The sequence below is a fragment of the Bacillus sp. FSL W8-0848 genome (assembly GCF_038007805.1).
Taxonomy (GTDB): Bacteria; Bacillota; Bacilli; order Bacillales; family Bacillaceae; genus Bacillus; species Bacillus glycinifermentans.
Genome location: NZ_JBBOYB010000001.1, coordinates 2,567,143 through 2,591,512 on the forward strand (window position 1 = coordinate 2,567,143; position 24,370 = coordinate 2,591,512).

Annotated in this window: 21 protein-coding genes, 1 tRNA gene and 4 pseudogenes; 2 read left to right on the top strand and 24 right to left on the bottom strand. The window is 43.4% G+C overall.

What is annotated here, in order from left to right:
- Positions 1-790 precede the first annotated feature (790 nt).
- The 11 genes and pseudogenes from NSQ39_RS13385 to NSQ39_RS13435 all read right to left on the bottom strand — a co-directional run bounded on the left by NSQ39_RS13385 (position 791) and on the right by NSQ39_RS13435 (position 10,179).
- The gene (locus tag NSQ39_RS13385; RefSeq protein WP_175075686.1) at positions 791-1,240 is read right to left on the bottom strand and encodes an SMI1/KNR4 family protein; all 450 of its coding nucleotides are present in this window, start codon (positions 1,238-1,240) and stop codon (positions 791-793) included.
- A gap of 17 nt (positions 1,241-1,257) precedes the next feature.
- Positions 1,258-3,261, bottom strand: coding sequence for a T7SS effector LXG polymorphic toxin (locus NSQ39_RS13390; RefSeq protein WP_175075687.1), 2,004 nt, complete (start codon positions 3,259-3,261; stop codon positions 1,258-1,260).
- A 355-nt stretch (positions 3,262-3,616) separates the two neighbouring features.
- Positions 3,617-3,690 (bottom strand) — tRNA-Arg (locus NSQ39_RS13395).
- A 129-nt stretch (positions 3,691-3,819) separates the two neighbouring features.
- Complete coding sequence (locus tag NSQ39_RS13400) at positions 3,820-4,332, bottom strand: YfcE family phosphodiesterase (protein ID WP_175075688.1); 513 nt, start codon at positions 4,330-4,332, stop codon at positions 3,820-3,822.
- A 20-nt stretch (positions 4,333-4,352) separates the two neighbouring features.
- Positions 4,353-4,937, bottom strand: a complete 585-nt coding sequence (locus NSQ39_RS13405; protein ID WP_175075689.1) for an XTP/dITP diphosphatase — start codon at positions 4,935-4,937, stop codon at positions 4,353-4,355.
- A 25-nt stretch (positions 4,938-4,962) separates the two neighbouring features.
- Positions 4,963-5,706 carry a ribonuclease PH gene (gene rph, locus NSQ39_RS13410; RefSeq protein WP_046132001.1) on the bottom strand — a complete coding sequence of 248 codons (744 nt, stop codon included), beginning with the start codon at positions 5,704-5,706 and terminating at the stop codon, positions 4,963-4,965.
- Between the two features lie 122 nt (positions 5,707-5,828).
- Positions 5,829-6,938: a GerMN domain-containing protein gene (locus NSQ39_RS13415; RefSeq protein ID WP_175075690.1), complete on the bottom strand. Its 1,110-nt coding sequence runs from the start codon at positions 6,936-6,938 to the stop codon at positions 5,829-5,831.
- Between the two features lie 158 nt (positions 6,939-7,096).
- The gene (racE, locus tag NSQ39_RS13420) at positions 7,097-7,921 is read right to left on the bottom strand and encodes a glutamate racemase (protein ID WP_341015373.1); all 825 of its coding nucleotides are present in this window, start codon (positions 7,919-7,921) and stop codon (positions 7,097-7,099) included.
- Between the two features lie 7 nt (positions 7,922-7,928).
- On the bottom strand, positions 7,929-8,372 hold the full coding sequence (locus NSQ39_RS13425) for a MarR family winged helix-turn-helix transcriptional regulator (protein WP_175075691.1): 444 nt from the start codon (positions 8,370-8,372) through the stop codon (positions 7,929-7,931).
- A gap of 162 nt (positions 8,373-8,534) precedes the next feature.
- Positions 8,535-8,621: pseudogene (gene gerE, locus NSQ39_RS13430) on the bottom strand (spore germination transcription factor GerE); the annotation flags it as partial.
- 34 nt (positions 8,622-8,655) lie between these two features.
- Positions 8,656-10,179, bottom strand: a complete 1,524-nt coding sequence (locus tag NSQ39_RS13435) for a recombinase family protein (RefSeq protein ID WP_175075692.1) — start codon at positions 10,177-10,179, stop codon at positions 8,656-8,658.
- Between the two features lie 180 nt (positions 10,180-10,359).
- Between NSQ39_RS13435 and NSQ39_RS13440 the strand changes: the two are divergent.
- Positions 10,360-10,673: pseudogene (locus NSQ39_RS13440) on the top strand (YolD-like family protein).
- Positions 10,674-10,787: 114 nt separating this feature from the next.
- On the top strand, positions 10,788-11,018 hold the full coding sequence (locus tag NSQ39_RS13445; protein WP_046131996.1) for a hypothetical protein: 231 nt from the start codon (positions 10,788-10,790) through the stop codon (positions 11,016-11,018).
- Between the two features lie 24 nt (positions 11,019-11,042).
- Here the strand turns inward: NSQ39_RS13445 and NSQ39_RS13450 are convergent, their stop codons facing one another.
- The 13 genes and pseudogenes from NSQ39_RS13450 to NSQ39_RS13510 form a co-directional block, all read right to left on the bottom strand.
- Positions 11,043-11,624, bottom strand: coding sequence for a hypothetical protein (locus NSQ39_RS13450; protein ID WP_046131995.1), 582 nt, complete (start codon positions 11,622-11,624; stop codon positions 11,043-11,045).
- A 164-nt stretch (positions 11,625-11,788) separates the two neighbouring features.
- A pseudogene (locus tag NSQ39_RS13455) lies at positions 11,789-12,094 on the bottom strand (peptidoglycan-binding domain-containing protein); the annotation flags it as partial.
- Positions 12,095-12,106: 12 nt separating this feature from the next.
- Positions 12,107-12,811: pseudogene (locus tag NSQ39_RS13460) on the bottom strand (peptidoglycan recognition protein family protein); the annotation flags it as partial.
- 111 nt (positions 12,812-12,922) lie between these two features.
- Positions 12,923-13,333 carry a phage holin family protein gene (locus tag NSQ39_RS13465; protein ID WP_341015378.1) on the bottom strand — a complete coding sequence of 137 codons (411 nt, stop codon included), beginning with the start codon at positions 13,331-13,333 and terminating at the stop codon, positions 12,923-12,925.
- A 36-nt stretch (positions 13,334-13,369) separates the two neighbouring features.
- Positions 13,370-13,672 (bottom strand): hypothetical protein, encoded by a 303-nt coding sequence (locus tag NSQ39_RS13470; RefSeq protein ID WP_341015380.1) that lies wholly within the window; start codon positions 13,670-13,672, stop codon positions 13,370-13,372.
- Positions 13,673-13,685: 13 nt separating this feature from the next.
- A complete protein-coding gene (locus NSQ39_RS13475; protein WP_341015382.1) occupies positions 13,686-13,871 on the bottom strand; it encodes an XkdX family protein in 186 nt (61 codons plus the stop codon).
- Positions 13,871-14,017, bottom strand: a complete 147-nt coding sequence (locus NSQ39_RS13480; protein WP_341015384.1) for a hypothetical protein — start codon at positions 14,015-14,017, stop codon at positions 13,871-13,873. Before NSQ39_RS13480 ends, NSQ39_RS13475 begins: the two co-directional genes overlap by 1 nt.
- Entirely contained in the window at positions 13,998-14,387 is a 390-nt protein-coding gene (locus NSQ39_RS13485) for a hypothetical protein (protein ID WP_341015385.1), read from the bottom strand. The genes NSQ39_RS13480 and NSQ39_RS13485 overlap by 20 nt, the downstream gene beginning before the upstream one ends.
- A 16-nt stretch (positions 14,388-14,403) precedes the next feature.
- Positions 14,404-17,805 carry a prophage endopeptidase tail family protein gene (locus NSQ39_RS13490; RefSeq protein ID WP_341015386.1) on the bottom strand — a complete coding sequence of 1,134 codons (3,402 nt, stop codon included), beginning with the start codon at positions 17,803-17,805 and terminating at the stop codon, positions 14,404-14,406.
- A 12-nt stretch (positions 17,806-17,817) separates the two neighbouring features.
- Complete coding sequence (locus tag NSQ39_RS13495; protein ID WP_216899140.1) at positions 17,818-18,582, bottom strand: distal tail protein Dit; 765 nt, start codon at positions 18,580-18,582, stop codon at positions 17,818-17,820.
- Positions 18,579-23,459 carry a hypothetical protein gene (locus NSQ39_RS13500; protein ID WP_341015389.1) on the bottom strand — a complete coding sequence of 1,627 codons (4,881 nt, stop codon included), beginning with the start codon at positions 23,457-23,459 and terminating at the stop codon, positions 18,579-18,581. Before NSQ39_RS13500 ends, NSQ39_RS13495 begins: the two co-directional genes overlap by 4 nt.
- Before the next feature lie 15 nt (positions 23,460-23,474).
- A complete protein-coding gene (locus NSQ39_RS13505) occupies positions 23,475-23,723 on the bottom strand; it encodes a hypothetical protein (protein ID WP_236809585.1) in 249 nt (82 codons plus the stop codon).
- A 95-nt stretch (positions 23,724-23,818) separates the two neighbouring features.
- Positions 23,819-24,331 (bottom strand): tail assembly chaperone, encoded by a 513-nt coding sequence (locus tag NSQ39_RS13510; protein WP_046131985.1) that lies wholly within the window; start codon positions 24,329-24,331, stop codon positions 23,819-23,821.
- Between the last annotated feature and the right edge of the window lie 39 nt (positions 24,332-24,370).

Sequence of the window (24,370 nt, forward strand, 5' to 3'; positions counted from 1 at the left end):
TAAAAAACGACTCTGCATAATTACAGAGTCGCCTTTACTCATTATATTTTGCGTCGTGACCCGGGATTATCTGCCTCCCCGTCCTGCCTTCCATTTTACACGACCGATTTTTCCGGATTCACCAACTGCACAATGTGGCCACCTTGTCGTTTATATGTGTCTTTCCTGACACCCATGATCTCTTCCCAATCCCCGCCTCGTTAAAGGATCATCTTCCTTCGTTAAGGGGCTTAATGCTTTTTAAGTTGTTGCTTCGTGTCAGCTGATAAAACATCTCTTATCTTTCTTTTTCATTCTCCTAACCGAATAAACACCACCTTGCACTATTCGTTTTTTTATTTGAATTGGCTCCAGCAAATCTCCAAGAGGACGCAAAAGTTATAAGGAGCCATGTGAAAATGACTTCCTGTGCAAACGGGATCTCACCGCTTGCAATCCTCGCGACTATCGTTCGCAATCCTGCATAGAGTTCAACCGCTCCTGTGAAACTGACGACCTTCATCATCATTCGATACCTCCAGGTACACACTTGATAAGGGAAAGGTGCATCTCCCATTCTCCATTAAAAAACGGACATCAATCATCTGCATAACATCCTTGTGCAAAAGATCAACGTCCGCAGGCTCTCCGTCTTGGACTCAATATTCACGTTCGTTTTTTTGTATCTATCGTATGACAAAGTGGAATTAAAAAAGTCCCCTATTTTATCCCCCTTTTTGTCGGATTTTTCTCGATTTGAACATAAAAAACCTTGAAAGACAGTAGCCAATCAAGGTTCTAGAATTACATTTTATTTTGCATCATCTTCATAAAGGCTGTCCAAAAATCCATTGATGTTATCAGCTAGAAAATACATATTGCTCATGTCATCAGGATTCTCTGACTCTTCTTCATGATCCCAAAAGTATATCTTTTCATAATAAGGCTCTTCGGTTCCTAAACAAATAACATTTCCTGCGGGATCTTCTGCAATAGGAATAAATCCTTCAGGCAAACGGTCGTCCATTATGTCCAAGAAATCCTCTAAATTATCATACATTTCCCCAATTCCATAAAAAACGTTTAAGACACTGGAACCTTGTTCATCTGAAATTTTAAATATATTTGGTCTTGCTTTACCGCCATTCCATTTTAATAAAAATTCTTTATAAAGCTCTGACAGCTTAACATTATTTTCTGATTCAAATTGTTCGATTTGTTCCAACGAAAGTTGATCGTGTGAATTAATTATTTTAGCCATATTACAATTCCTCCTCTTTATTTACCGTTAACAGTATTAACCCCACCAACGTGAGTAAATTCTCTATGCACTTTTTTATCAACCAACATCATTGTTTTTCCATCTTCATGATGATGCCAGGTATATCCTTCTGGTGGCTCGTTTAAAGCAGCTACCGGCGGATCAGAGTCCTTGTTTAACCCAGCCTTTAAATTTGCCTGTCTAAAGTCTGCTGAACGATTTGTTGGTTTTGCAACCTCAATCTCTACAGGTTTTACAGTAGGGTGCATATATGGGGTGAAGTCTGGATAACCTCCAGTATACCTAACCGTTTGTCCTTTTTTATTTGTATATACCCAAGTGCCATCTTTATCTATCTCTACTTTTCCACCTTTTTTCTCCCATTTTTCTGGAATAGGGGAATTTCTAGGCTTAGTTGCCAATTGTTCTTTTGTAAACCTTTTTATCGTTTCTTTTTTAACTTTAGTAACATCATTTACTTTACCCTTAGCTGACTTAAAAAGCACACTTTTCTTTCCATCCTCGGCCAATTCTTTTAATACCATCGGCGTATTCTTCACGTTAATAGAATTCGGTGCATCTTGAAGAATCCCTTGCAATGCAGGAGTATATCGATTATTAGGCGGCTTGATTGACTGTTTTACGGCCTTACCGGCTTTCTTCACCTTGCTTACCGCTGTTTTTCCCGCTTTCGCAATATCTTTTGAGCCAGTTGAAACAGAAGATTTTCCGCTCCTCAAGCCCCACAGGCTACCGATCATATAAGTAAAATAATGCGCTCTTGAATACGCATCCCCATGTACTACCTTCTCATCCCATTTTTCCGCCAACGTGTCAATCATGCTCAGAAAAGCGCCTTTATAATCGTATCCAAGAACAGTATCTAAAACAACCTGTGGGTCTTTATATAAATGGTCGATTGTCCATCCGATATTCCATCCCAGCTGAATTCCGCCATCAACAAAATCTTTCGCAAGATCATATCCGGCGACCGCACTGCCTTTAACTGATTTATATACAGGACCTAAATATTTTTCCCCCGCCTCATCTAATTTTTCCCCTGCGTCCACTACACCGTCTAAAAGGCCTTGACCGGCCTCTTTAACATTATTAATTGTCGCTTGAAGAGGATCGTCCCAGAACTCAATGGATTTAACATGCTCCATTTCTTCTGGTGTGAGATTATCATAACCGATTTCTTTAGCAATCTTAATATATTCCTCTGAATCGGATGCATTTTCGAGCTTTTTCCTCAGCTTATAAAGTTGAACATCATGTTCGCTAACTTCGCTAATCTCTTTTTCAAGCTTTGATCTCTTATCAAGCTTATCCAACATGACGCCCATCGCTGTCTCTTGATCCCCGCGTAAAGCATCCATCTCATCCGGCTTTAAAATCGAGCCTTTTTGATAGGTTGCAATCTCAATTTTAGGACCCGTATACATTTTTTCAAGCCTGGTTATGTACCTCTGCATCGTCTTAAGATCGTTTTCAGCGGTTTTGAGGGCGTTTGTCTGCTCCCTGTCAAAAGTGTGCAGCTTTTCAATTGTCTGATTGATGTCTTTCATTGCTTTTCGGTTTTGTTCATGAAAATCATTGTCATTCAAATCCGGCAAATCAACAATATGGCTGACTTTTGAAATCGCGGCGTTGGCTTTTGATACCAAATGTTTCGTTGTTCGATCAGCCGCGTTCAAGCCTTGTTCCAGATCGTGATCGAGAAAGGCTTGCGAAATATAACCGTTGTGATTCGGTTCCAAGGAATTCAGTGCATTTTTCACTTTTTTTAAAGATGACTCGTATTCCTCGACGAAAGATTCATAGAACCGCAAAAACGGAGTGTGGCATTCTTCATAAAAGGCGCGAATCGCGTCGCCTCCTTTACCTTCTAAAGCATCATCAAGAGCCGTTATCCCGTCAACGCTTTTTTTGAGATTGGCGATTTCTTCTGATTGCTTTTTTAATTGTTCCAGCGTTTGATCAATTGCATGGTGCAACGCATGGACATCAAGAGTCTTCATGGCATTCCCCTCTAATACTAAAGTTACAATCAGTATAGAGTTTACCACTTTACGGAAAGAAATTGGTGAATAAATCCTGTCTATCCACGAAAATGAATCTTATTGATCAGGTCAAAAAACCCACCTTCTGTTTCTTGAAGTATTAAAAATAAAAATGGCTTTAAGATTGTAGACATGCTTTTTAGAAGATGGTGCAGGTTGAATATATACGTTTAAACAGTTTTATAGGGATATAATGATATTTTATCGAATATACCAGAATTTTTCCCTACAGCTTTTACGCCTTTACCTTTGATCTTAAAGAAAAAAGCCTCAAACCCTTGTATACCAAGAGATTTGAGGCTTTTCAGCTTAACGTCCCAGGAGAGATTCGAACTCCCGACCGACGGCTTAGAAGGCCGTTGCTCTATCCAGCTGAGCTACTGGGACATGATGTGTTGTTTTGCTTGCTTTAACTATCAGCGACAAGATTTATTATATGCGTATTGTGCCCATAAGTCAACATTTTTTTAGAATTTTTTTTCATCACGAGGAAGAAGAAATTCTTCCTCATGAATGTTACGGCAATCGGCAACGATTTGTTAAGCTTTCGATTTCCTGTCCGGATGTATCGTAAAAGCGGACTTCTGCGTTGTTATTGTCAATGCTTAGTATAGCATAAGTTTTCTCCCTTCGCACCCGGGGAAGGCGGATGCTGCCGGGGTTGATCAGCAGCTTTCCGTCCATCAGCTCGCTGCCGGCGATGTGGGAGTGGCCGAAGCAGATGATATCGGCTCCGAGTTCTTCCGCCCGGTAATACACATTTAACAGCGACTGCTTGATGCCGTATAAATGTCCGTGTGTAAAAAACAGCTTCCGCTCACCGATCGGTACGACGATTTCATCTTTAAATTCCCCGTAAAAGTCGCAGTTACCTTTTACCGTCAAGTAGGAAGCAAGCGCCGGATGAGAAGGGTCAAGCTCGGAATCTCCGCAGTGGATGTTGAGATCAGCATCCTTCTCATGACGTTTGGCGATTGTTTCGAGTTCATTTTCAAGGCCGTGGCTGTCGCTTACGATCAGCACCTTCATTCCGGCACCTCCTCTCCGTGTCAATCCAATAATGCGGTCAGCTTTTTGAGCGCATCCGCCCTGTGGCTGATCTTGTTTTTTTCGCTGCTTGAAAGCTGAGCCATCGTCTGATCCTTATCTTTGACGAGGAACACCGGATCATAGCCAAATCCGTTCGTCCCCATCGGCTCCTCTGTAATATAGCCTTCGACGGCCCCTTCGACCGTTTTCGTTTCCTGTCCCGGAATGCATAAGGCAAGCGCGCATCTGAATCTTGCCGAACGCTCTTCCTTTTCGACTCCTTCGAGTTCTTTTAACAGCTTCTGCAGGTTGGCGAGGTCGTTTTTTTCTTCTCCGGCATAGCGTGCCGAGTAGACCCCCGGCCTTCCGCCGAGATAATCGACGGACAGGCCGGAGTCGTCGGCAATCACGATTTTGCCGGTCTCTTTCGAAATCGTTTCCGCTTTGATGATTGCGTTTTCTTCAAAGGTTTGTCCGGTTTCTTCGATATCGGCCGTATAGCCGATATCCAGTAATGATTTGACATCATAGCCTCGCGGGGCGAGTATTTCTTTGAATTCCTTGACTTTTCCTTCGTTTTTTGTGGCAATGATGACTTCTTTCATTTCGTATCAAGCCTTTCTGAAAGTTTTATTGTTGCTGAATGGCCGCTGCAGCGTCACCGAGCGCTTCTTTCTGTTTTTCGATGAGTTCGGCAATCCCTTTTTCGGCAAGCTCTAAAAGACCGTTCAGTTCGCTTTTTGAAAACGTCGCTTCTTCACCGGTTCCCTGAAGCTCGACAAAGCGGCCTTCCCCCGTCATAACCACGTTCATATCAACCTCTGCTGCCGAGTCTTCCTGATAATTCAAATCAAGGATGAGTCCGTGCTCCTTGTCGATCCCCACTGAAGTGGCAGCCAAAAAGTCAGTGATCGGCATTGTTTTCAGCGTCCCGTTTTCCATAAGCCGGCTGACGGCCAGCGCCATCGCGGTGAATGCCCCGGTGATCGAAGCCGTTCTCGTTCCGCCGTCCGCCTGAATCACGTCACAGTCGATCCAGATCGTCCGTTCGCCGAGCTTCTCCAAATCAACGACCGCGCGCAAAGCTCGTCCGATCAGCCTTTGGATTTCCATCGTACGTCCGGAAATTTTTCCTTTTGACGATTCCCTGATCGTCCTCTGATTCGTGGCGCGTGGCAGCATGCTGTATTCTGCCGTAATCCAGCCTTTCCCTTCTCCGCGCAAAAACGGCGGAACGCGGTCTTCTACGGATGCATTGCAAATCACCTTTGTATTGCCGACGGTAATCAGCACCGATCCTTCAGGATGGGTAATGAAGTCAAGTTCCATCTCAACAGGGCGCAATTCGTCATTTTGTCTTCCATCGTATCTCATGTTTTACCTCCGATTGTATGTACATAAACATTTCGCAGATTTCCTGTCAACGAAAACTGAATAAAGAAAGAGGCAGCTCTATACGCCCACCTCTTTTTTTATAGTATATCAAAAATCTCCGGCTAAAAACTACCTGTGTTCACCCTGCTCGGCCTTGAAACCGGTTTTGACAGCTTTTCGCCTTTTTCATTGACAAGCTCGGCCTTTCCGTTTACGGTGACGGATACACTTTTAACATCCGGCAGTTCGGTCACCGTCAGCACGATGCTGTTTAACACTTCATCGGAAATCACTTTCTTTTGCCCGTCTGCGCTTCCGTAAATGGCTTCATTGAAGTCGAGCGTCACGTGGCCGTCCTCAATTTTCGGCTTGCTCTCGAGCTTCACGTCCCCCTGGAAATCCGACAGCAATCCGCTTTTTTTGCTCGGGCCTTCCGTCAGTTCTTCAATCGCTGCCGTGACTTGATCGCTTTCTTTGTCAGATGCGCGCTTTGTAACAGGGACATAGTATGTGCCTTCATCCGTCTCGGCTAAATAATATACGGTAACAGGCTGTGTGGCTGTCATATCCGTCACACCGGCGGTATCAATATTAATGCCGTCCTCGCGGCTCAAATTCTCCGGCAGCGGCGTGCCGTTTACAGGCATTTCTTTTAAATCGTGCCCGTTCATCCGAATTTTCACTTTGTCGATGGAGTTAAATTGCGTTAAAGTCCATGTGATCGCCTGGACGATTTTTTGTTCATCTTCTGCTTTATAATTTTTAAATTCGTTTGAAAAATCGGCGATGGCTGTGCCATCTTCTTTAATGTCGACATTTACTGTTGTGTCCGCCGGCAGCACAGCTCTGAAACCGTTGGGAAGGATGTTTGAGACCGGACCTCCTTCAACGAGGTATTCAAGGGCCTGTTTTGCCGTTCCTTCCTGTTTTGGAAGCGGAAGCGTCTGTGCCGTTACATATCCGTTTTTATCGATCAGATAAAGCTCCCTCATGACCGTATCGCCATTTTGTTCCGCTTTATTTTCGCTTGTCGTTTTGCCGTCCTGGTCATCTGTTTTTTCTTTCGTCCGATCCGTTTGGTCTTGATCCTTCTCCTCTTTTACATATGTGATATCCTGCGGCGGATCAATTTCCTCTGATGCCTGATCTGACTGAAACAGACCGCATCCGGAAAGAAGCAGCACGGAGGCCGTCACAGACACCGCGATTCCCATCGTCCCTTTTTTCGGCATACCTTTCCCTCCTAAGACTGTTTGTACTACTATGTATACGAGCCTTTATGCAAAATAGACCAATTGTTTGAATTGGTCTCAGGGCCCGAGGGGAACGTTTTCAGAAAACAAAATGAGCATCTTCCGTATGAGAAGATGCTCATTTATTTCATGTATGTTTAGTACTCTTTTACAGCTGTTTTTTCAATCGTGATGCTGTTCACATTCTTTACGTCGTAGCCAAACCAATCGTTTGCGATTTTTTTAAACCGTTCTCGGTCTCCGGTTGTGAAAAATTGGTGTTCAGGCGAAAGCGCGCTTTTGTTCAATAAACCGTTGTAGGATAAAATCGTACTGACCTCTCTGGCCGTCTCATCACCTGAAGAAATGATGTTGACGCGTTCGCCCATGTAGCGCTGAATCGGCTCTTTTAAAATGGGGTAATGCGTGCATCCGAGGATCAGCGTATCAATGGATGAATCCCTGAGCGGATACAGCGAAGCCCTGACGATTTCATCAGCCGTTTCGTCCAAAAATTTGCCGCTTTCCACGAATGGGACAAACATCGGACAGGCTACGTTTTCGACCGTGAGATCGCCGTTTAATGAAAGCAGCGCTTTTTCGTATGCTCCGCTTCTAATTGTATTCTCCGTTCCGATGACGCCGATCCGCTGATTTTCCGTCACTTTAATAGCCGCCCTTGCTCCGGGCTGCACCACTCCGATCACGGGAATGCCAACCGTTTGGCTGATGTCCTCAAGCGCGATGGCGGTTGCCGTATTGCAGGCGATCACGAGCATTTTAATATGATGACGGGATAACAGGTAATTTGTCATTTCCCATGTATATGAAAGAACTTCTTTTCTGTCCCGCGGACCGTACGGACATCTTTTCGTATCTCCGAGATATATGATGTTTTCTTTCGGCAGCTGCCTCATGATTTCTTTTGCCACGGTTAAACCGCCGACACCCGAATCGATGACTCCTATCGGTTGATCCAACAAAATCGCCTCATTTTCTATTCATTTCCTGCTGAAGTTTGATTAATAATTTTTCAAAAACGGCTGTTTCCTCTTCAGAAAACGCTTCTAGCATGTTATCCAAGTAATCCTGCCTTTTTTGAATAACCTCTTGAATGATCCGCTCCCCTTCCGGTAAAAGGTGGATCCGGACAACCCTCCGGTCTGACGGATCTTTCACACGTTCAACGAGGTTATTTCTTTCCATCCGGTCAATTAAATCTGTCGTGGTGCTGCACGCCAGATACATTTTGTGAGATAGCTCGCCGATCGTCATATCCCCGTATTCATACAGCCATTGCAAGCCGACGAACTGCGGGGGTGTAATCGAATATTGAGTAAGAATTTCTCTTCCTTTTTGCTTAATGATGCCCGCGATATGGCGGAGCGATTTTTCAATATCCACAATATGGTTCAAAGAAGCTTTCGTATTCATGTGCTAAAACCTCGCTCAACTCGTCGTTTTATTTCACAACACCCGAGTCTATTTTCCTTCTTTTCTGCAAAAATTGCAAGACTAAGCACATGAATATGCTGCTTCCGGAAAAAACAAATAACCGGTTCCCTTCTTTTTCAAAAGAAGGAATACCGGCGCAATTTAGAGCTCTAGCTCACCCATTCGAAGAAGTTCAACAACAGCTTGCGAACGGCCTTTCACTCCCAATTTTTGCATGGCATTCGTTATGCATTCCTATTGCAAACTAAAAGCGCATTTTTGCTCATTTGAAATTGTAATAGAAGTCAACTGTTCCATCCTGATGAATTACTAATTTATCGATAAGTACGGAAAACGCATGGAACAAGTCCTGATCTGTTCTCTCCAACTGCGCGAAAGCGTTTTGAATGTTAGAAATATCGATGCTCTGTTCTTCTTCCCGTTCAAGCCGGAATAGATCATCATTCAGTTTTTCAAGTTGGCTCTCGAGCTCTTGTCGTTTCGATTGAAACTCTTCCTTTGAAATAAGGGCATCCTCAAGGTACAATTCGATCAGCCGCTTTTTCTTCTTCTCGGTGCTCTCGAGCTCACTTTTCATTTGTTTGATCTTCTTCTTTTTCCGTTCCTCAAAGTCAGACTTGAAATTCAGTTTGAACCTTTTCCCTTTGGATTTCAGCTTTTTGATTACCATAGCCCTGAAATCCTTGTACTGTATCGGTGCATGGTTCACACACAAGTCTTTTCCGCCGCGACGATAAGCGCTGCATTTCAAATAGTTAAACTCCGACTTTTCGCCATTCTGTTTGTATCTATAAGAAGGAAGTATGACCATTTTAGCTCCGCATTCTCCACAGACCATTTTCCCGCGCAGCTCATTCCAAGGAGTAAATCGCTTTTTCGCAAGCCTACGCTCCCGGTTATTGGCTTTTTCAAATTCCTCTTCTGATACAATCTTTGGACACCAATCCTTATAAACTGTCCATTTTTCTTTTGGATTACGCATAAATTTTTTTCGACCGCCAACTTTAACGGTTGTATAACGATTGGCGATGAACACCCCACAATAAATCGGGTTTTTCAAAATGCGCTGTACAGTCGTTAATTGCCACTTCTCAACCTTTTGAGGCTTGGGAATGTTCCCAAGACTTAGTTCCTCATTTAATTTATAAACGATTCTCTTTTGCCCATATCCGTGGTTATTATAAAGATCAAATATAAGACGGATGACCTTAGCCTCTTCCTCGTGGATCGCGAGGTATTTCCCGTCTTTTTTGTACCCGTAAGGGATGCGCCCCGAGTGTTCGCCCCTTCTCGCCTTTGCTGCAAGTGATGCGCTGGCCGCTACAGATATGGTTTGTGGATATTGAGCTGCAAACATTGAGAACATTTCGAATTTCATTGAGTTTTTGCCTTCATAAAGACTGTCATATCCTTCTTCAAGTGTTACGACTCTTACGCCATGAGCAAGTAGAACCTCACGGATTTCAAGAGAATCCTTCAAGTCACGAGCCAACCGGTGGATCGATTTAAAAACAACCATTTTCAGCTTGTGATTTTTGGCCTTTTCAAGAATTAATTGCATTGCTGTCCGATCAAGTAAAACTGTGCCACTGATTCCGTCATCAATCTGAATGGCGTCTTCGTTCCATTCATAATTATTTTGTCTAAGCCAGTGCTGAATAATATCGACTTGGTTTTCCTTGGACGAAAATTGCTCATCTTTTTCGGTCGAAACCCGTACATAGACAGCGTAAGGATAATCTTCATATTTTATAATTTCCTGAGTGTCTTTTTCTTCGAAGAACATACGCCCGCCCCTTTTTTTGCAAATGGTACATTATATGGAGATTATAGCATAATGATTTCAAACATCCCATATATTTTCGGTTGAAAATAGAACAAACGTTCCTATACAATCATCTCAAGGAGATGAAACACCATGAGAGACGACAACCTTAAAGATCGGGGTACAATCAAGTGGACGGCAATGATGCTACCGGAACATGTCAGTTTGCTTCGAGAGTTAGAAAGCAACCACAACAGAGGCCGGTGCTTGACATGGCTCAAATAGAAGACATGGAAAGGGTAATATGTGACGCGATGGAGTTTAATTCAACAGTTCAGTTCTCAGTGTTTAAACCGCTGCCCTTTTTAAACGGTGTAGAAATGGGAGAAGTCATTTACATAGAAGGAAAAATCCATTACATAAATCAGATTCGCAAGGTTTTTCATGTCGTGGATTCAAAAGGAGACACCAAACTCATCAAATTTGAGGATGTTGTAGGCGTGGAAATGAAGTAAGCCCTCTTCCTCTTGACCAAAGATGCTACAAACGTCTTCTTTTCTAATATAAACATATTTGGTAAAATTGAGGTGTCGGTTGAAGAATTCAAAGATCTGGGAGTGACCAGCATAATGCTTATTTTTTTTGGTAAGTTTATTTTGCTCTTTCTGCTCTGTTCAGTTGCATTCTCTTTATTTAAGGTTTTGTATTACAATATCGGAAAAAAATTTGTTACAAAGACGGTGGATGGGACAAAATTGAATTGGGCTTTGAATGTTTTTGTTAAAAACGGTACAAAAATGGATAGCAGCGATTACTTTATTATGGCCGTATTAGCGGCTTTATTTGCGATTTATTTATAAAAACTCCTGGGAAAACCCAGGAGCTTATTTTGTTGGATACCCATTATTCTTACAGAACTGTTTAATTTTCTTGTGTTTTTTGGAAAACTTTTTGCATGCTTGTTTGATTCCATGTGTATAAATATCTTTTAAGAACGCTTGAGCAACACCAGCCAATCCCACAGCTGTTAAAATTGCCAATAATTCTTGAAGTGTAATGTATACTACCCAAGGTAAAGCAGGCACAAACATAGGCTTTATTTGTTGATCCCCATTAACCTGTTTCCCTTCCTCTAAAAATTTTACTTGCTCAGATGGTAAGTTTTCATAAAATAGAGCCATGTTAGTTACTTGATCTACCGTAAATCCAATCTGAATTGCTTTTTGACGGTCTACTGAATATGTAAAATCATCATTTGTGATCAATGCTTCTTTCACAAACCTTTTAGCCTTCTCCATGTCTTCTTCGTCAATATTTTGCACGACATCGTTAACTTTCTGATTACTCATCAAGCTTTCTGTTACATTTTTGGCTTGTACTGTAGAAGCCGGCGTAGTCAATACAACCGTGGTCAGAAGTGCTAGTGCAGAAAGTACCATGAACACTCTAGCTTTCAAACTTTTCATACCAAATTAAACCTCCTGTAGTTTATATTTACAAGTAAGATATTAACATATAAACCAATTGAAAGGGAATACCATTTTTAAAATTTTACAAACTTTTAATTTTTTTATCTTCTATAAGAATAGTATTTTATTTTAATAGGCTCTCTGTCACGAGAGCCTTATTTTCACTTCAATAAGGATTCGAGTTTTGCCTTTGTTTTCGGCCCGTAAATGCCGTCAGCAGACAGCCCGTGCATCATTTGGAACCGTTTGACCGCGTTCGCTGTTTTCGGCCCGTAATAACCATCAATACCGTTATTTTTGGCACCCTTGTCCGGGTAAAAATAAAGGGCAGCTAGTGCCTCCTGAATCTGCCGGACGGCCGTTCCTTTCATCAGTGGGCTTTTGACTTTATAGATGCCAGAAGGCAGCGTGTAGGACGATTTTTTGCTGCTTGATGATGATTTTTTCTTTTTCGCTTCAATAGATGCTAGGGCTTTTTCTGTTGCTGGTCCGTAAATTCCATCAACTGCAATTCCAGCCTTCTTTTGAAGGGATTTGACAGCTTGCACCGTCTCATTGCCATATGAGCCATCAGCCCCGTACTTCGGCAGTGAGAAGCCCGCAGCAATCAAACGTTTTTGAAGCGCCTTTACTTTTGAGCCCGACGATCCTTTTTTAAGAATAGCCGTCCCTGTTAATTTGCTCGGCTGGCTCGTGGGTGCCGTCGTGTTCGATACGGTTTTATTCCCGAGCAGACTGTCGACTTTTTTCCTGAATGACGAAAGTTGGCTTGAATCGCTCACCCACGGCGCCGGACAGTTTTTGTTTGTCACATCGTAATGCCGGACGATTCTGTCTGTAGAAAGGCCGTAACGCTTGCACAGATCGGCAACCAGTTCGGCAGCATTTTGAACGGTTTCGCTGTGAATCTTGCCATTTTTTTCGACACACATTTCGACGCCGATGGCCTTTGTGTTGGCGTTCGGTTTTAGAAAGCTAACATAGCAACGGTTTTGATCATGTGCATGGTATGCGACTTCATTTTCAGGGATAATCAACTGCGCCTCTTTTCGGTCTACAAAATAGTGGGCTGAGGCATAACGTTTGGCCGCGATACACGTTCCATTGAAGTAATTCCGCTCATTCAATGCAGAAGCGCCCGGCGTCGCCGTATAGTGCATAACAATGCCCTTTACTTCTGACATTTTTAGGCCCGGCCGGGTATACTCGTTGACCTTCACATAGTTTTTGACTACCTTAACCACTTGAATCACTCCTATTTTGTTTTAAATAAAAAAGGCTGCCGGGCGGCAACCTCATTCCGATTTATTCTGTTGTTTTAAAACCTCAATAGCCTTGGTGATCGGCTCCGGTACATAGACTCCCATTTTTCCCGCGTTTTCAGTAATGGAGATCAATTCATTGATGCAGTAAAAAACGATTGTTACTGTCATGACAAGAAAACCCATTTCGATCCCGTTTTCAATAAGCAATAAATCAATCATATGAGCAACCGCAACGATCACAAAAATAAATACTTTTCGAGTAATGCCGATATATCCGACTTTGCTTTTCATTTCTCCATTTATTCCGGCAGCCGCCAGACCGCTTGCATAATCAATGATCACAAGTACAGATAAAATAGTAAGAAGCACGCTCCACCCTCCAAAAAGAAATCCAACAATTCCACCCGCAACAGCAATGACACCTTTATAAAATTGATCCATTGTATATCCTCCTTTTATACAAAATAAAAAAGCCGCTTATCTCGCCGCTTCTGCTCTTTTTCGGTGATATTCTTTATTTACTTCGATTTGCTCATGTAACGGTGGTTCTTCCGCCTGCGAGTTGCCTATGCGCTCTTCCTGCAACTCCTTTTTAAGCTGTTCGTTTTCCTGCTCAAGGTTCTGCCTTCTTTGCCTTTCGTACATATAAAGGCTTCGAGCCTCCGCCAGTCTGTCATGCGTTTGGTTCATTTCATCTTTGTAAGCCGCTGCCTTTAATGCCTGTCTTTCAAACTGCGCTTTCAATTCCTCATGTTGCTTTTTCAATTCTTCAAATGTCATTTTGTTTTCCTCCTTATACTTCGTCCGGGAATGCTTTGCCCCGTGGATTTGCTATGATTTCCGCGCGCTCTTCCTCAGTAATAAGACCATTTTCGACATGGATGTAAAGCTCTTTTGTGGTGATACTTCCATTCAGCCAACAGTAATAAAAATGCCCGTAGTATCGACTTTTACCTTCGAACACATCGATCGCCCCCATCACGATTTTGTCCCTTCGAGTCTTAGGATTAAGTCATTGGCAAGACGCTGAGTGTATACCAACTGTTCCCGCAACATCTCTTCTTCTGTTTTTTGGCCGACTTTCTCTTTTGCTTCGATGTTTTGCTCATTTGGTACTAATTTCATTGGTGGCCTCCCACTTGTGAAAATTGAATATTTCTCCGGTTCGGCTGCCGTCGGTGTCTACCGTTATACTTAAAAGTGTATGGATAAGCCGCTTGTCACCGCTGTATCCCGGATAATACCCGTCTGGATCTACGTATGATCGGTTCAAAATATATTTCATTTCGTTTGTTGAAACATCTAACTCGACAAAAAGATCATATGCGACTTTTAATTGATCATCGGGGATTAAATCGAATGAAACGGCTTCAAACGGGTACTCATCGTCATTATGTTTAAGGACACAGGCGCTTATCTCGATTCCTGCGTCCGTTTCTGTCACTTCCATGCCTTCGAAATACCACACGGCAGGAATATCTTTTCTTTCTATCAAAAGCAACACCTCTTTTTTACGGTACTTCGTAGAAAACTAATAGACGAACTGTTATTTCTCGACTTGTGATACCTGAAGATACTCCATTTCCCCGCAAAACAATTTTGAATCCACTTGAAGATTGATTTTGGATTCCCACATTTATTACGTCAGAATAAGCCCCATACAGTTGTGGGAAAACAGCAAAAATATTTTCAGCCGGCTTGCCGTTTCCGTCTATAATGAATTTATAATCAAAAGTTTTGGTTGCGGTCGCCCCACCATCCGGTGGCATTGTTAAATTAATTTCTTTAAGACATACAGCTAAACTGTACTGTAATTTTCCGTATGTGTCGGTTATACTACTTTCGATACTACCAACTAAGGCTGCATAAGGTGGATAAGGCGTATTATTTCCTGCGACGATTTTTGTCCCGGCCGGCAATATCAATTCAGGGGTATCGAATAGCATTCTTTTCCCAGCCTTCAAACGCAAACCAGCGCTGGCTACAACATCAAAATTTTGTGGCTTAAATCGAAACATTGAATCAGGACCATCAAAACGTGCAAGATAAATACTCGGGTGGAAAGTTCCGTATTTTCCTTCATCTAATCGATCCTTTGTCGTATAATAACCTCCGGTTGTTATAGAGTATAGACTTTTAGCGTCGATGACCTCAGCACCTTTTTCCCACATTCTAAACCGGCCAGCTTCACCTTCAGTAAATTCGTAGTCTGAATTGTCTTTTACGCTTGTTTCTGAATACATATCAATAATTGGCGAAGCATAAGTCTGTCCCACACTTGGCGTGCCGTATATGGAAAGCTTACCGTTTCCCATCTCGATTGTGGTATAACGTTCTCTTTTTTCGTTATAATCCAATTTGCCCGTTTCTTGTTTAAGCATGCCCGATGTTATGGTCAATTCATTGTATTCGTCGGTATCTGCATTTTTTGTCCATTGATAAAAGGTTCCGTCCTGTATCCATGATTCGAAATCCTCACTTTGTCCGGCAGCCTCGAACCGGGCGCCGCGAATCAATGAACCTTCAATCGTAATCCCCTTGATTGTCCCGGCGTTGATCTTGTCAGCCGACAGGTTGGCAATTTTCGCATTTGTAATGGCCCCATCTTCGATCTGAGCCGTTCCGATGATCGCCGTTTCCAGATGCGCCCTTTTGATAGCTGCGTTTTGAATAGCCGCCGAACCGACAGCCGCTTCTGCAATCTTGGCCGACGTGATGGCCGCATCCGCGATTTTCGCTGATACGATGGCAGCATCCTGAACGTATTGGCTTGTGATTACTCCGTCCGTTAGCTGTGTATCATAAGGGCTGAAACCGAAATCTTTCCGGACGTCCCCCCGCCGAATTTGCAGCTTTCTCAAAACGAATTCCGCTGAATCTCCATTTTTTACAGTTCTGCCGCCGATGCCGAGCCGTCCGTCGCTGAAAGTCGCCGGCGCCGTAAATACAACATCAAAACGAACAAATTCATCTGTTGGATAGCTGGAAATATCAGAAAGATTGTTCGTTATGTCGTATGATGCGCCGCTCTCCGTCAGTAATCGAATATAGGAAAAGTTTTTTGTCGTCAACCTCTTTAATTCGAATGAAAGTGTATATACTTGATCTTTTGTAAGTGCTAATGTCGGACGTCCCCTCGTTGTAATCCCAAAATAAGAGTATGATGTCGAGTTCTTCGTCACAGTAACTTCATTGAATCCGTTTGCTGCATAGTTAACGGACCGTTTTGCATTTACAGTATAAATATCAGGCGCGTTAAGGATAGAACCCGGCAGAATGTTTGCGTCCTCAAAATCTCGTGAAATCTTGTCAGCTTTGACGGCTAAATCTGCTAATAAGTCAGCCGTGATCGATCCGAAAAGGATATCATCAGTTAGAATCCTCCGTGTAACCCCTGTAAACTCTGGGGTGAATTCGCTCGCCGTTTTGTGCGTATTGATCGCTCGCAACCGGTAATACCAGACCTGGTCAACGCCGGGCGAATGTTCGCACTTGCTTCCTTTCCCCCAAAATATCCGGTTTTCAGGTAACGGTGTAAAGCCCTTAACCGGGGACGCGTAAACCTCATAAGCTGCGATATATGAGCTCGGGTTATAATCCCACGAAATTGAAACGCCTTGGAATAATGACTCGATTTTCACATTTGATGGAACAGGGGGGATGGTGTCAGGGAAGCTTCCGTCTGTCACTTCGCCGCCGCTATCCCATTTCCCACGGTTTCGGTCTATTGTGTCTTGTATCTTTTGTATCCGATCATCCTTTTGAAGCACCGATAAAAATTGACCGATTTCTACCACGCAAGTGTTGTCTGGATCAGTGATGTCATATTCCATCGATATGATCCGCTGTTTTGTCTCTATGGGAATAGCGAAATTTCGATCTATAGCGATAGTCGTATCCCCTAATTCAACATGTTCATGCTCATATCCGGGCACATTTTGAAGCAGTTGGACAGATAGCTCATAATTGACTTCAATCTTCGACGCTTCGGTTATCAAGTGGTTATATGTCGCTTTTAAAAGCTCTTTTGGATCAGTTATATCCTCGTTGCTGAATTGTCCTTCTCTGTGGATTCTTTCGCCGTTTTTGAGACGGCCAAATCGCTTTAAAAGATCCGGATCGCCAACCCATTCCTGACCTAAAGGCTTGTCGACGGGATCACCTTCTGACTTTTTCCACTCTACCTCGGAGAAGTCAATAAAACGTGTGTAGCCGCCCGTCTCTTCGCCGTTCTCGTCGGTTGAAGGTATAGAAGCCCCATACCCCCATAAAGCCGTCAGAGGGTAGCTGATAACTGTACGGCTGATCTTTTCGGTATCCTTATCTATTTCAAAGCGTTTCCCGCTGTCTTTTCCGCGACGGGGAAGAATTTTCAAAACCCGCCGGGTGATCTTATTGCCTTCAAACTCAATATAGTCCTGAAGCTCACCACCCCAGAGGTTTAAAACCTCGGAAATACATTCAAGGGCTGATTTCTTATAAAACGTGGTTGAGTTTGTCCCCAGCGCTGCTGTGACCTCCGCCTCCCACCTTGAACGGGAAAGCACACGATCCAAAACATATTGTGCTGTTTTTTCCGTCGGCCGGAAGTCTTTCACAAAGGTTTCAGCCAGTTCCATCATTGCAGCTTCACACGTTACAAGCGTGTTAATCTCTGCGTTTTCGTCTGCATCGTCCAGCTCTTTGATCACAAAAAGCTTGAGAAGGCCATCCTTATCCTTAAAAATAACTTGATTTTCTTCAACCAAATAACGAGCATCAGGATGCGAGGCGTCGGCCACAAAAGAAAAAGAAGAGCCTTTATTCAGCTCTTCTTTGTATTTCGCATCCCAAAACTTGCATGCCTCTTGTCCGTCGCTGGACAGTACCGTGAGGACTTCCTCATCAGGTGACAGAATATACATGTCAGCCATAAACGAACCTCCTTACAAAAAAGCAACATCAAACTTGATGCTGCTCTTGTGACTAAATTTCAATTTTATCGGCCTTTGAGGTGGTATGTTGAACCAGTCTGACTGTACTTGCAGTGCGGCCATGATTAAATTTCCGTTGCACGTCACTTTCCTTTTGGCCGAATCAATAACGAGAGTATCGCCAGCGATAAAGTTGTAGACTACTCTAATTGTTTTATAAATAGATTCATCATCATTTAAAAAAGACACTTCATAAGAAGTGCCTGCCTCCGTAAAAACACATTCAATTTTCGGCTCAATATCTGCATAACCCGGGTTAGTGAATGATTGTATACCCGGATCAAATACATATTGTTTTGGTTCTCCGTATTTTTTAGGATCAGGACAAATGAATGTCAGTGTAGCCGACTGAATGCCTCCCTGCTCTTCGTTCTCCGAAATACTTTCAAAGACGGCGTAATAGGTTCTATCTGGCTCATCATGAAATACAAGGGGCTTCGGTTCGTCTGTGTGTAAAATGTATGTCAATTCCTCTTGCTTCTTTTTCAATTCTTCTTCGCTGCTGAAGGCGAAAAGCACTTCAATAGTTATGACCCTTACAGGGACTCGGACTCCACGGAGGAAGCCGCCGGGACGATTTCCGATGGTGGCTGTGTTGACCTCTCGCCCCATTACGCCCCGGCCGCTAGTCGATTTCACATAAAAGAAGGGTGAAATATCGACCCCATCAAATGTAATTTTCCACTGGTTAGGAAGTAAATCCTGATAGTTGATCAATTAAATCTCACCCTCCTTGCGTTTGATCTTCTTTGCGCGTCAGTTACGGGCTTTTCTACTCCCTGTCCGACTTTTTTGCTGTCCATCTCGATTACTATTGTTCTATCTGGTAATTCGAGGTTTTTGATTTCGGAGCTCAATTCGTTTGAAACAGTACCAATATCACCACTTGAAATGGATGTGTCGTATGCGAGATTCAGGTCCTCTTGCTGAATATTTATTGCATCGCTGACGACATTCATCGCTTTTTGAACTGCACCAATACCGCTCTGAATTCCAACAGCGATACCGGCCGGCACCATCATTCCGACTTGGTCCCTCATTACCCTTGATGGAGAATGGATTTTCAGCTTTTTCTTGATTGTTTTTTCAATTGTGGCCGCAATGGCTTTCGCTTCTTTCTCGAGTTCCCCGGACATGTTTTTCATCCCAGAGATAATTCCCGCCATTGTGTTTGAACCGATAACCTTGCCGCTCTTTTTAAGCGAACCCAACTGCTTGACATTAACCGAAAGCTCGCCGATTTTGCGGAGATAGTCGTTTTTCAACAAATCTAATTCCTTGTTGGCAGCAGATCGCAACTCTCGTATTTTCTTTGCTGTTTCCTCTTTAAGCCCTGACAATTCTTCCGCCGCCTGCGAGCTTGCAAGAGCGTGTTTTTCTTTCCAGAGGCTTATATAGTTGTTTAGCTCAGAACTGGACATGCGGGCAATCGCATTGATCTGGTCAGCAGAGCCAACACCCATTTGTCTCAATTCATCTACAAACTCTTTCGGCGCTCTGCTTGCAAGGCTTGTAATGTCAGAATTAAAGGATTTGATTTTGTCCAGTTGCTTTTTAAGGTTGTCGGTAAGTTTTGTACCGGAAACCTTCTCGCTTGAAACATCGTCAAATAGACCGATCGCACTGTATATTGCGTTTGCTCGGTCTTGTAATTCCTTCTTATAGGCATCGTTGGCCGCCTTGATGTCTGCGGTTAACTTGTCATTGATGCTCTTGAATTTGGAAAGGTACGTGTTATTCGCTGACAAAATGCCTTTGTTGATCTTGTCGGCAGCCTTTTTCTCGGCTTCCTTCTGCTTTTTGACTTTGTCGGCCATTGCCTTTTGTGTTTGATAGATTTCCCGCTGAACTTTGATTTGTTGATCAGATGTCAGCTTGTTCTTTTTCTTGATTTTCTCCAGTGTTTTGATATAGGTATTGCCGCTGATTTTACCCGTGTCATATTTGGCTTCTGCTCGCTTAATCTGATCAGAAACCTTTTTCGTGTAAGCGAGTTTCGCCTTTGCTTCCTTACGCTGCTGTTCTTTCAGAAGCCTCTTTTGTTTATCTGAGGCGCTTTTGGTAGCCTGATAGATTTCTCTTTGAATCTTTCGATTTTGGTCGGCCGTCAGCTTATTCTGCTGCTGAATTTTCTTCAGAGTCTTGATGTAAGCAGCCGCCCCCATTTTTTTGGTGTCGAATTTAACCTCAGCATTCTTTATTTTGTTGCTTACTTTGATCTCTGCCGCTTTTTGTGCTGCTTTTGCCGCTCGTGCAGCAGAGGCTTTCACTTTTGACTGTGACTTATCGATACCTGCAGCCATACCCGTGCCAATGTGATAACCGACTTGATCCCGCATAACCCGGGATGGAGAGTGGATACCGAGAATTTTTTTAATGGTGCTTGGAATTGCGTTTGTAAGTCTTGAGAACGTTCTCGTCACAGCGCTCCACATGCCAGTGACACCATTTATTAGACCCTGCATAATGTCCCGACCGATCGAGCCGAGGTTTATCCCTTTAAAGAAAGACATAACGCCGTTCCAGATGCTTTTAATTCGGTCTTTCGTTGCATTCATGATGCCTGAAGCAGCGCCTTTTAAAGCATTAAAACTATTCTTTCCGGTTGAAGTCATGCCTTTCCAGATCCCTGTTACGCCAGATTTCACAGCGTTCCAGCCGCTGGAAAATAAACTCTTTTGCCCGTTTAGCCAACCAGAGAAAAAGGATTTCAAGCCACCCCAAACACTTTTACCGACAGATACAATACCCTTCCAAACAGATGAAACCGCAGTTTTTATAGCATTCCAAGCAGTTTTAAATACATTTTTCCAGAAATTTAAAAGCGTTGAGAAAAAGCTTTTCAGCCCATTCCACACGCTTTTTCCTGTCGAAACTATGCCTTTCCATACAGAAGAAAGAACCGTTTTGATTCCATTCCAGACCGTTGAAAAAATCTTCTTCTGAGCATTTAGCCAACCCGAAAAGAAGGATTTCAAACCGTTCCAGATCGACTTTCCGGTATTTACAATTCCGTTCCAAATGGACGAAGCAAAGCCTTTAATAGCATTCCAGACGGTCGTGAATACTGTTTTGTATAGGTTGAACTGAGCTTTGAAGAAAGACGACAGGCCGCCCCAAATCGATTTTGCAGTCGATACAATCCCATTCCAAACGGTAGAGAAAAAGGACGTGATAGCATTCCATGTTGCTGTCGCGGCCGCCTTTATTCCTTCCCATGCTCCTTTTAGCCATTCAGAAATCACACCCCAAATTTGAAGGGTGAACTGTTTCACTTTGTCCCAGTTTGCAATGATGAGCGCGACTAACCCAACGACCGCCGTCGTGATCCAGCCAACAGGACCCATCGCCATAACCCAAGCCGCGGCCATTCTTGCAGCCTGAGCCAATGCTTGAGCCGCTAATACAACAAGCTGCTTCCCGAACAAGATCATTTGTTGGATCCCATTCATCAAAAAAGAAGTGAATGAACTGATCTTTGCCGCCGTCCAGGCCGCTGCCATCTGTGCAGCTTGCGTTAACGATTGAGCTGCCATGACAGTCATTTGAGTGATCCAAAGAGCCATTTGTCTAATGCCGGTTTGGAGCATGGTGATAAATGAAGAGATTTTCATAATGGTCCAAGCCGTGGCTGTGCGTGTTGCTTGGGCGATTGATTGCGCCGCCATTAGTGCCATGTTTTTGATCCATAGCCCCATCTGGATAATGCCGTTTTTTAACGACGTTATCAGCGCTGAAATCTTCATTGCAGTCCAAGAGGCGGCCATTTTCACAGCGTTGGCAGTAGACGACGCTGCCGCCGCCGCGTATTTTGCGATAAATTGCCCTACCTCTATTGTTGCTCCTTTTAATTGAGTGATAAGCCCAGCTAACTTTATGCCTGCCGCAGTATTTCTGAAGTTTATCAGATAACTTGCTGCAACCTTGAAATCTTTCAGTCCATTTGTCACAGCACTAACGGCGACCATTGCAGGAACGATAGCTCTTAACGCCCCCACTAATGAAATAGCAACCGCAATAAACTGTCCTATCGCTGGATTTGCTTGCATTGCCGCATTTGTAAACTTTAAAAACCCGTTTACAGTTTGCAGAATGGTTTGGCCTAAAGGAGCCATACCAACAAGTAGGTTGATAATAGTTTTTGATATTTCTCCCAATGTGCTCCATACTGTAGGTCCATTGGTTCTAATATAGTCAATGAATGCTTGGAATTCCTTTGTTTTGGTGACGCTTCCCGCCCACTCATTGAATCGTTTTGTCATTTCGACAAGGGATGTCATCATGTCCTGAGACATCGGCGCAAAGCCAGCGAAAAGCTTCGTCAAGCCTCCTGATAAGTTCCTGATAATCTGCAATAATTTAGGGCCGTTCGTTTTCGTATACTCCACAAATGATTGGAATTTCTTCGACGAACCTAAATTTGCTGACCATTTCACCCATGAAGCAGTCGCTTTTTCCATGCTTGCAGCCATATCATTACCCAGTGGACCAAAAGCCACGATTAAATTCATCACAGTACGCAGGACATTGCCGGCAATTTTGCCGAATGTAACAAAGGCTTGACCTGCGTTTTTATTCATGAAATCTATAAAACGCCTCATATCCGCATCTTTAAATGCAGCATTCATGCTTTTCGCTAATTCAAGGCCGCCATTTGCCACGCTTTTAAACATGGGTCTTAAACTATTCAGAACGCCTTTGAACGTCGTCAGCGAGCTCGTGAAGGTCTTTAGTATAGGCTTCTGAACAGAATTTGATATTTCCGTCCAGTTGGCCTTGAAATCTTCCAAAGTCGCAAGCGCCTTCTTCTCTTCTTTTCCCAAAGACTGCTGTATAACTTTGATCTTCTCCATAATTTTTGCGCGTTCTTTTGCGTCAGTTGTTTCGTCTAACTTCTGTTGAAGCTTGTTTAAGTCATCTGAGGCCTTAAACACACCTTTAAGAGAAGATACTGCCACAGCGCCAAAGGCAACCGCGCCGGTTCCTGCGGTCGAAAATGCGCTCGCAAGCCCCATAACCCCGCCGGACGCCACGCCGAGCATCGGACCCAGTGATCCAATAGCGCCGGTAATACTGGCAAGAGCCGGGGAAATTGCAGGTAATACGGATGTAAAGGCACCCGCAAGCGAATGACTTATGACTGTTGAAACCGAGTTAGTGATTTTGGCAAGGCGATTCATGTTATTTTCAAAACGGTCAATTCTCGCCTCTACTTTGATCCATACCCTCTTTGGCAAAGACCTTGTTTCAGCTTGTGCAGTAGCGACTGCCCGCGTTAAATCCGAAGTATCTCCGTTGATGTTGGTCGTTACTCGGTTGGGTAATGAGGCAAGTTCTGTCCTTGCCGCTGATACAGCCCTTTGTACGGCGTCTGAGTCTGCGTCTAAATCTACTCGGGTTCTTTCATGCCGATGGATAAAACGATCAATCTGCTGTTCTGCTTCCCTGACTCTTGCTTGAAAGCTTGCAATTTCCGCCTCGATCTCAACAGTTTGATGGTCAGTCATACGGCGCATCATATCATTGACACGTTCCATGCTCCTGTTGAATTTTCTCGTCTCAGCCTCAATGATTGCAGTCAGCCTTTCGATCATACCCCCACCCCTTTTCTACAATTGGTTTCCAAAATGAGCGCGAATGGCATCGTTAAAACGCTGAACAGCTTTGGCTTTAGAACCCAGCTCATTAACGTTTGATGATCGCCAGTTGTTTGCGTCACCTGTGATGTCTCGCTCAAGCTCACGCTTTGCTTTTCTCGCATCAAACATTTTTGATTCTTTTGGGCGTTTTTCATTGAGCGCATAACGGTGAAACATTGCATTTCTCGCCATGCGCTCCCATTGATCGATTTCTTTCAATTTCGCCCCTTTTATGAGCAACTTGTATTCTTTGGGTGTCCAAGACATGATTAAGTCGATGTCATGGACATTTAGCCAACGAGCCGCATTGACAATTACTTGGTCGTAGTCGATCCCGTTTTCTCGTTGTATGCTTCTTTCATCATTTCGAGCATCTCCTTGTTGGCTTCGTCCTCTTCCAGACGTTTTGCTTCCATTTCTGGCGTCTCGTTCGGACTCACTTTCTTCGGTTGCGCCATCTTTTCGATCATCTTCCAGTGCTGACGGATCTTTCCTTTGAAAAAACCCGCGGAATCCAACGTCTTGAATGCTTCTTTGATCAATTCATCTGCTGCATTACCTGTTTCATCTTCATTGATAATCTTGGCGAGCGCTTCCTCGATTTGTTCAACAGAAGGCTTTCCTTTTTTGAGGTAAGCAAGTGCACAATCCCAAAATGCAGATAAGTAAGCCGCGTCATCATTTAATAGGCTTAGATAGATTGATAATGTTCCTCCAGACTTGTCACCGTTCTTGTCTTCTTTTGCATATTTTTCGTTTGCTGTTCTATCAAAAGCAAAGTCACAACGTGCAGCATAATCTTTTCCGTCAATTGTTAAGTAAGCCATGTATAAAACCTCCAAATTGTTTTTAAATTTAAAAGAGCC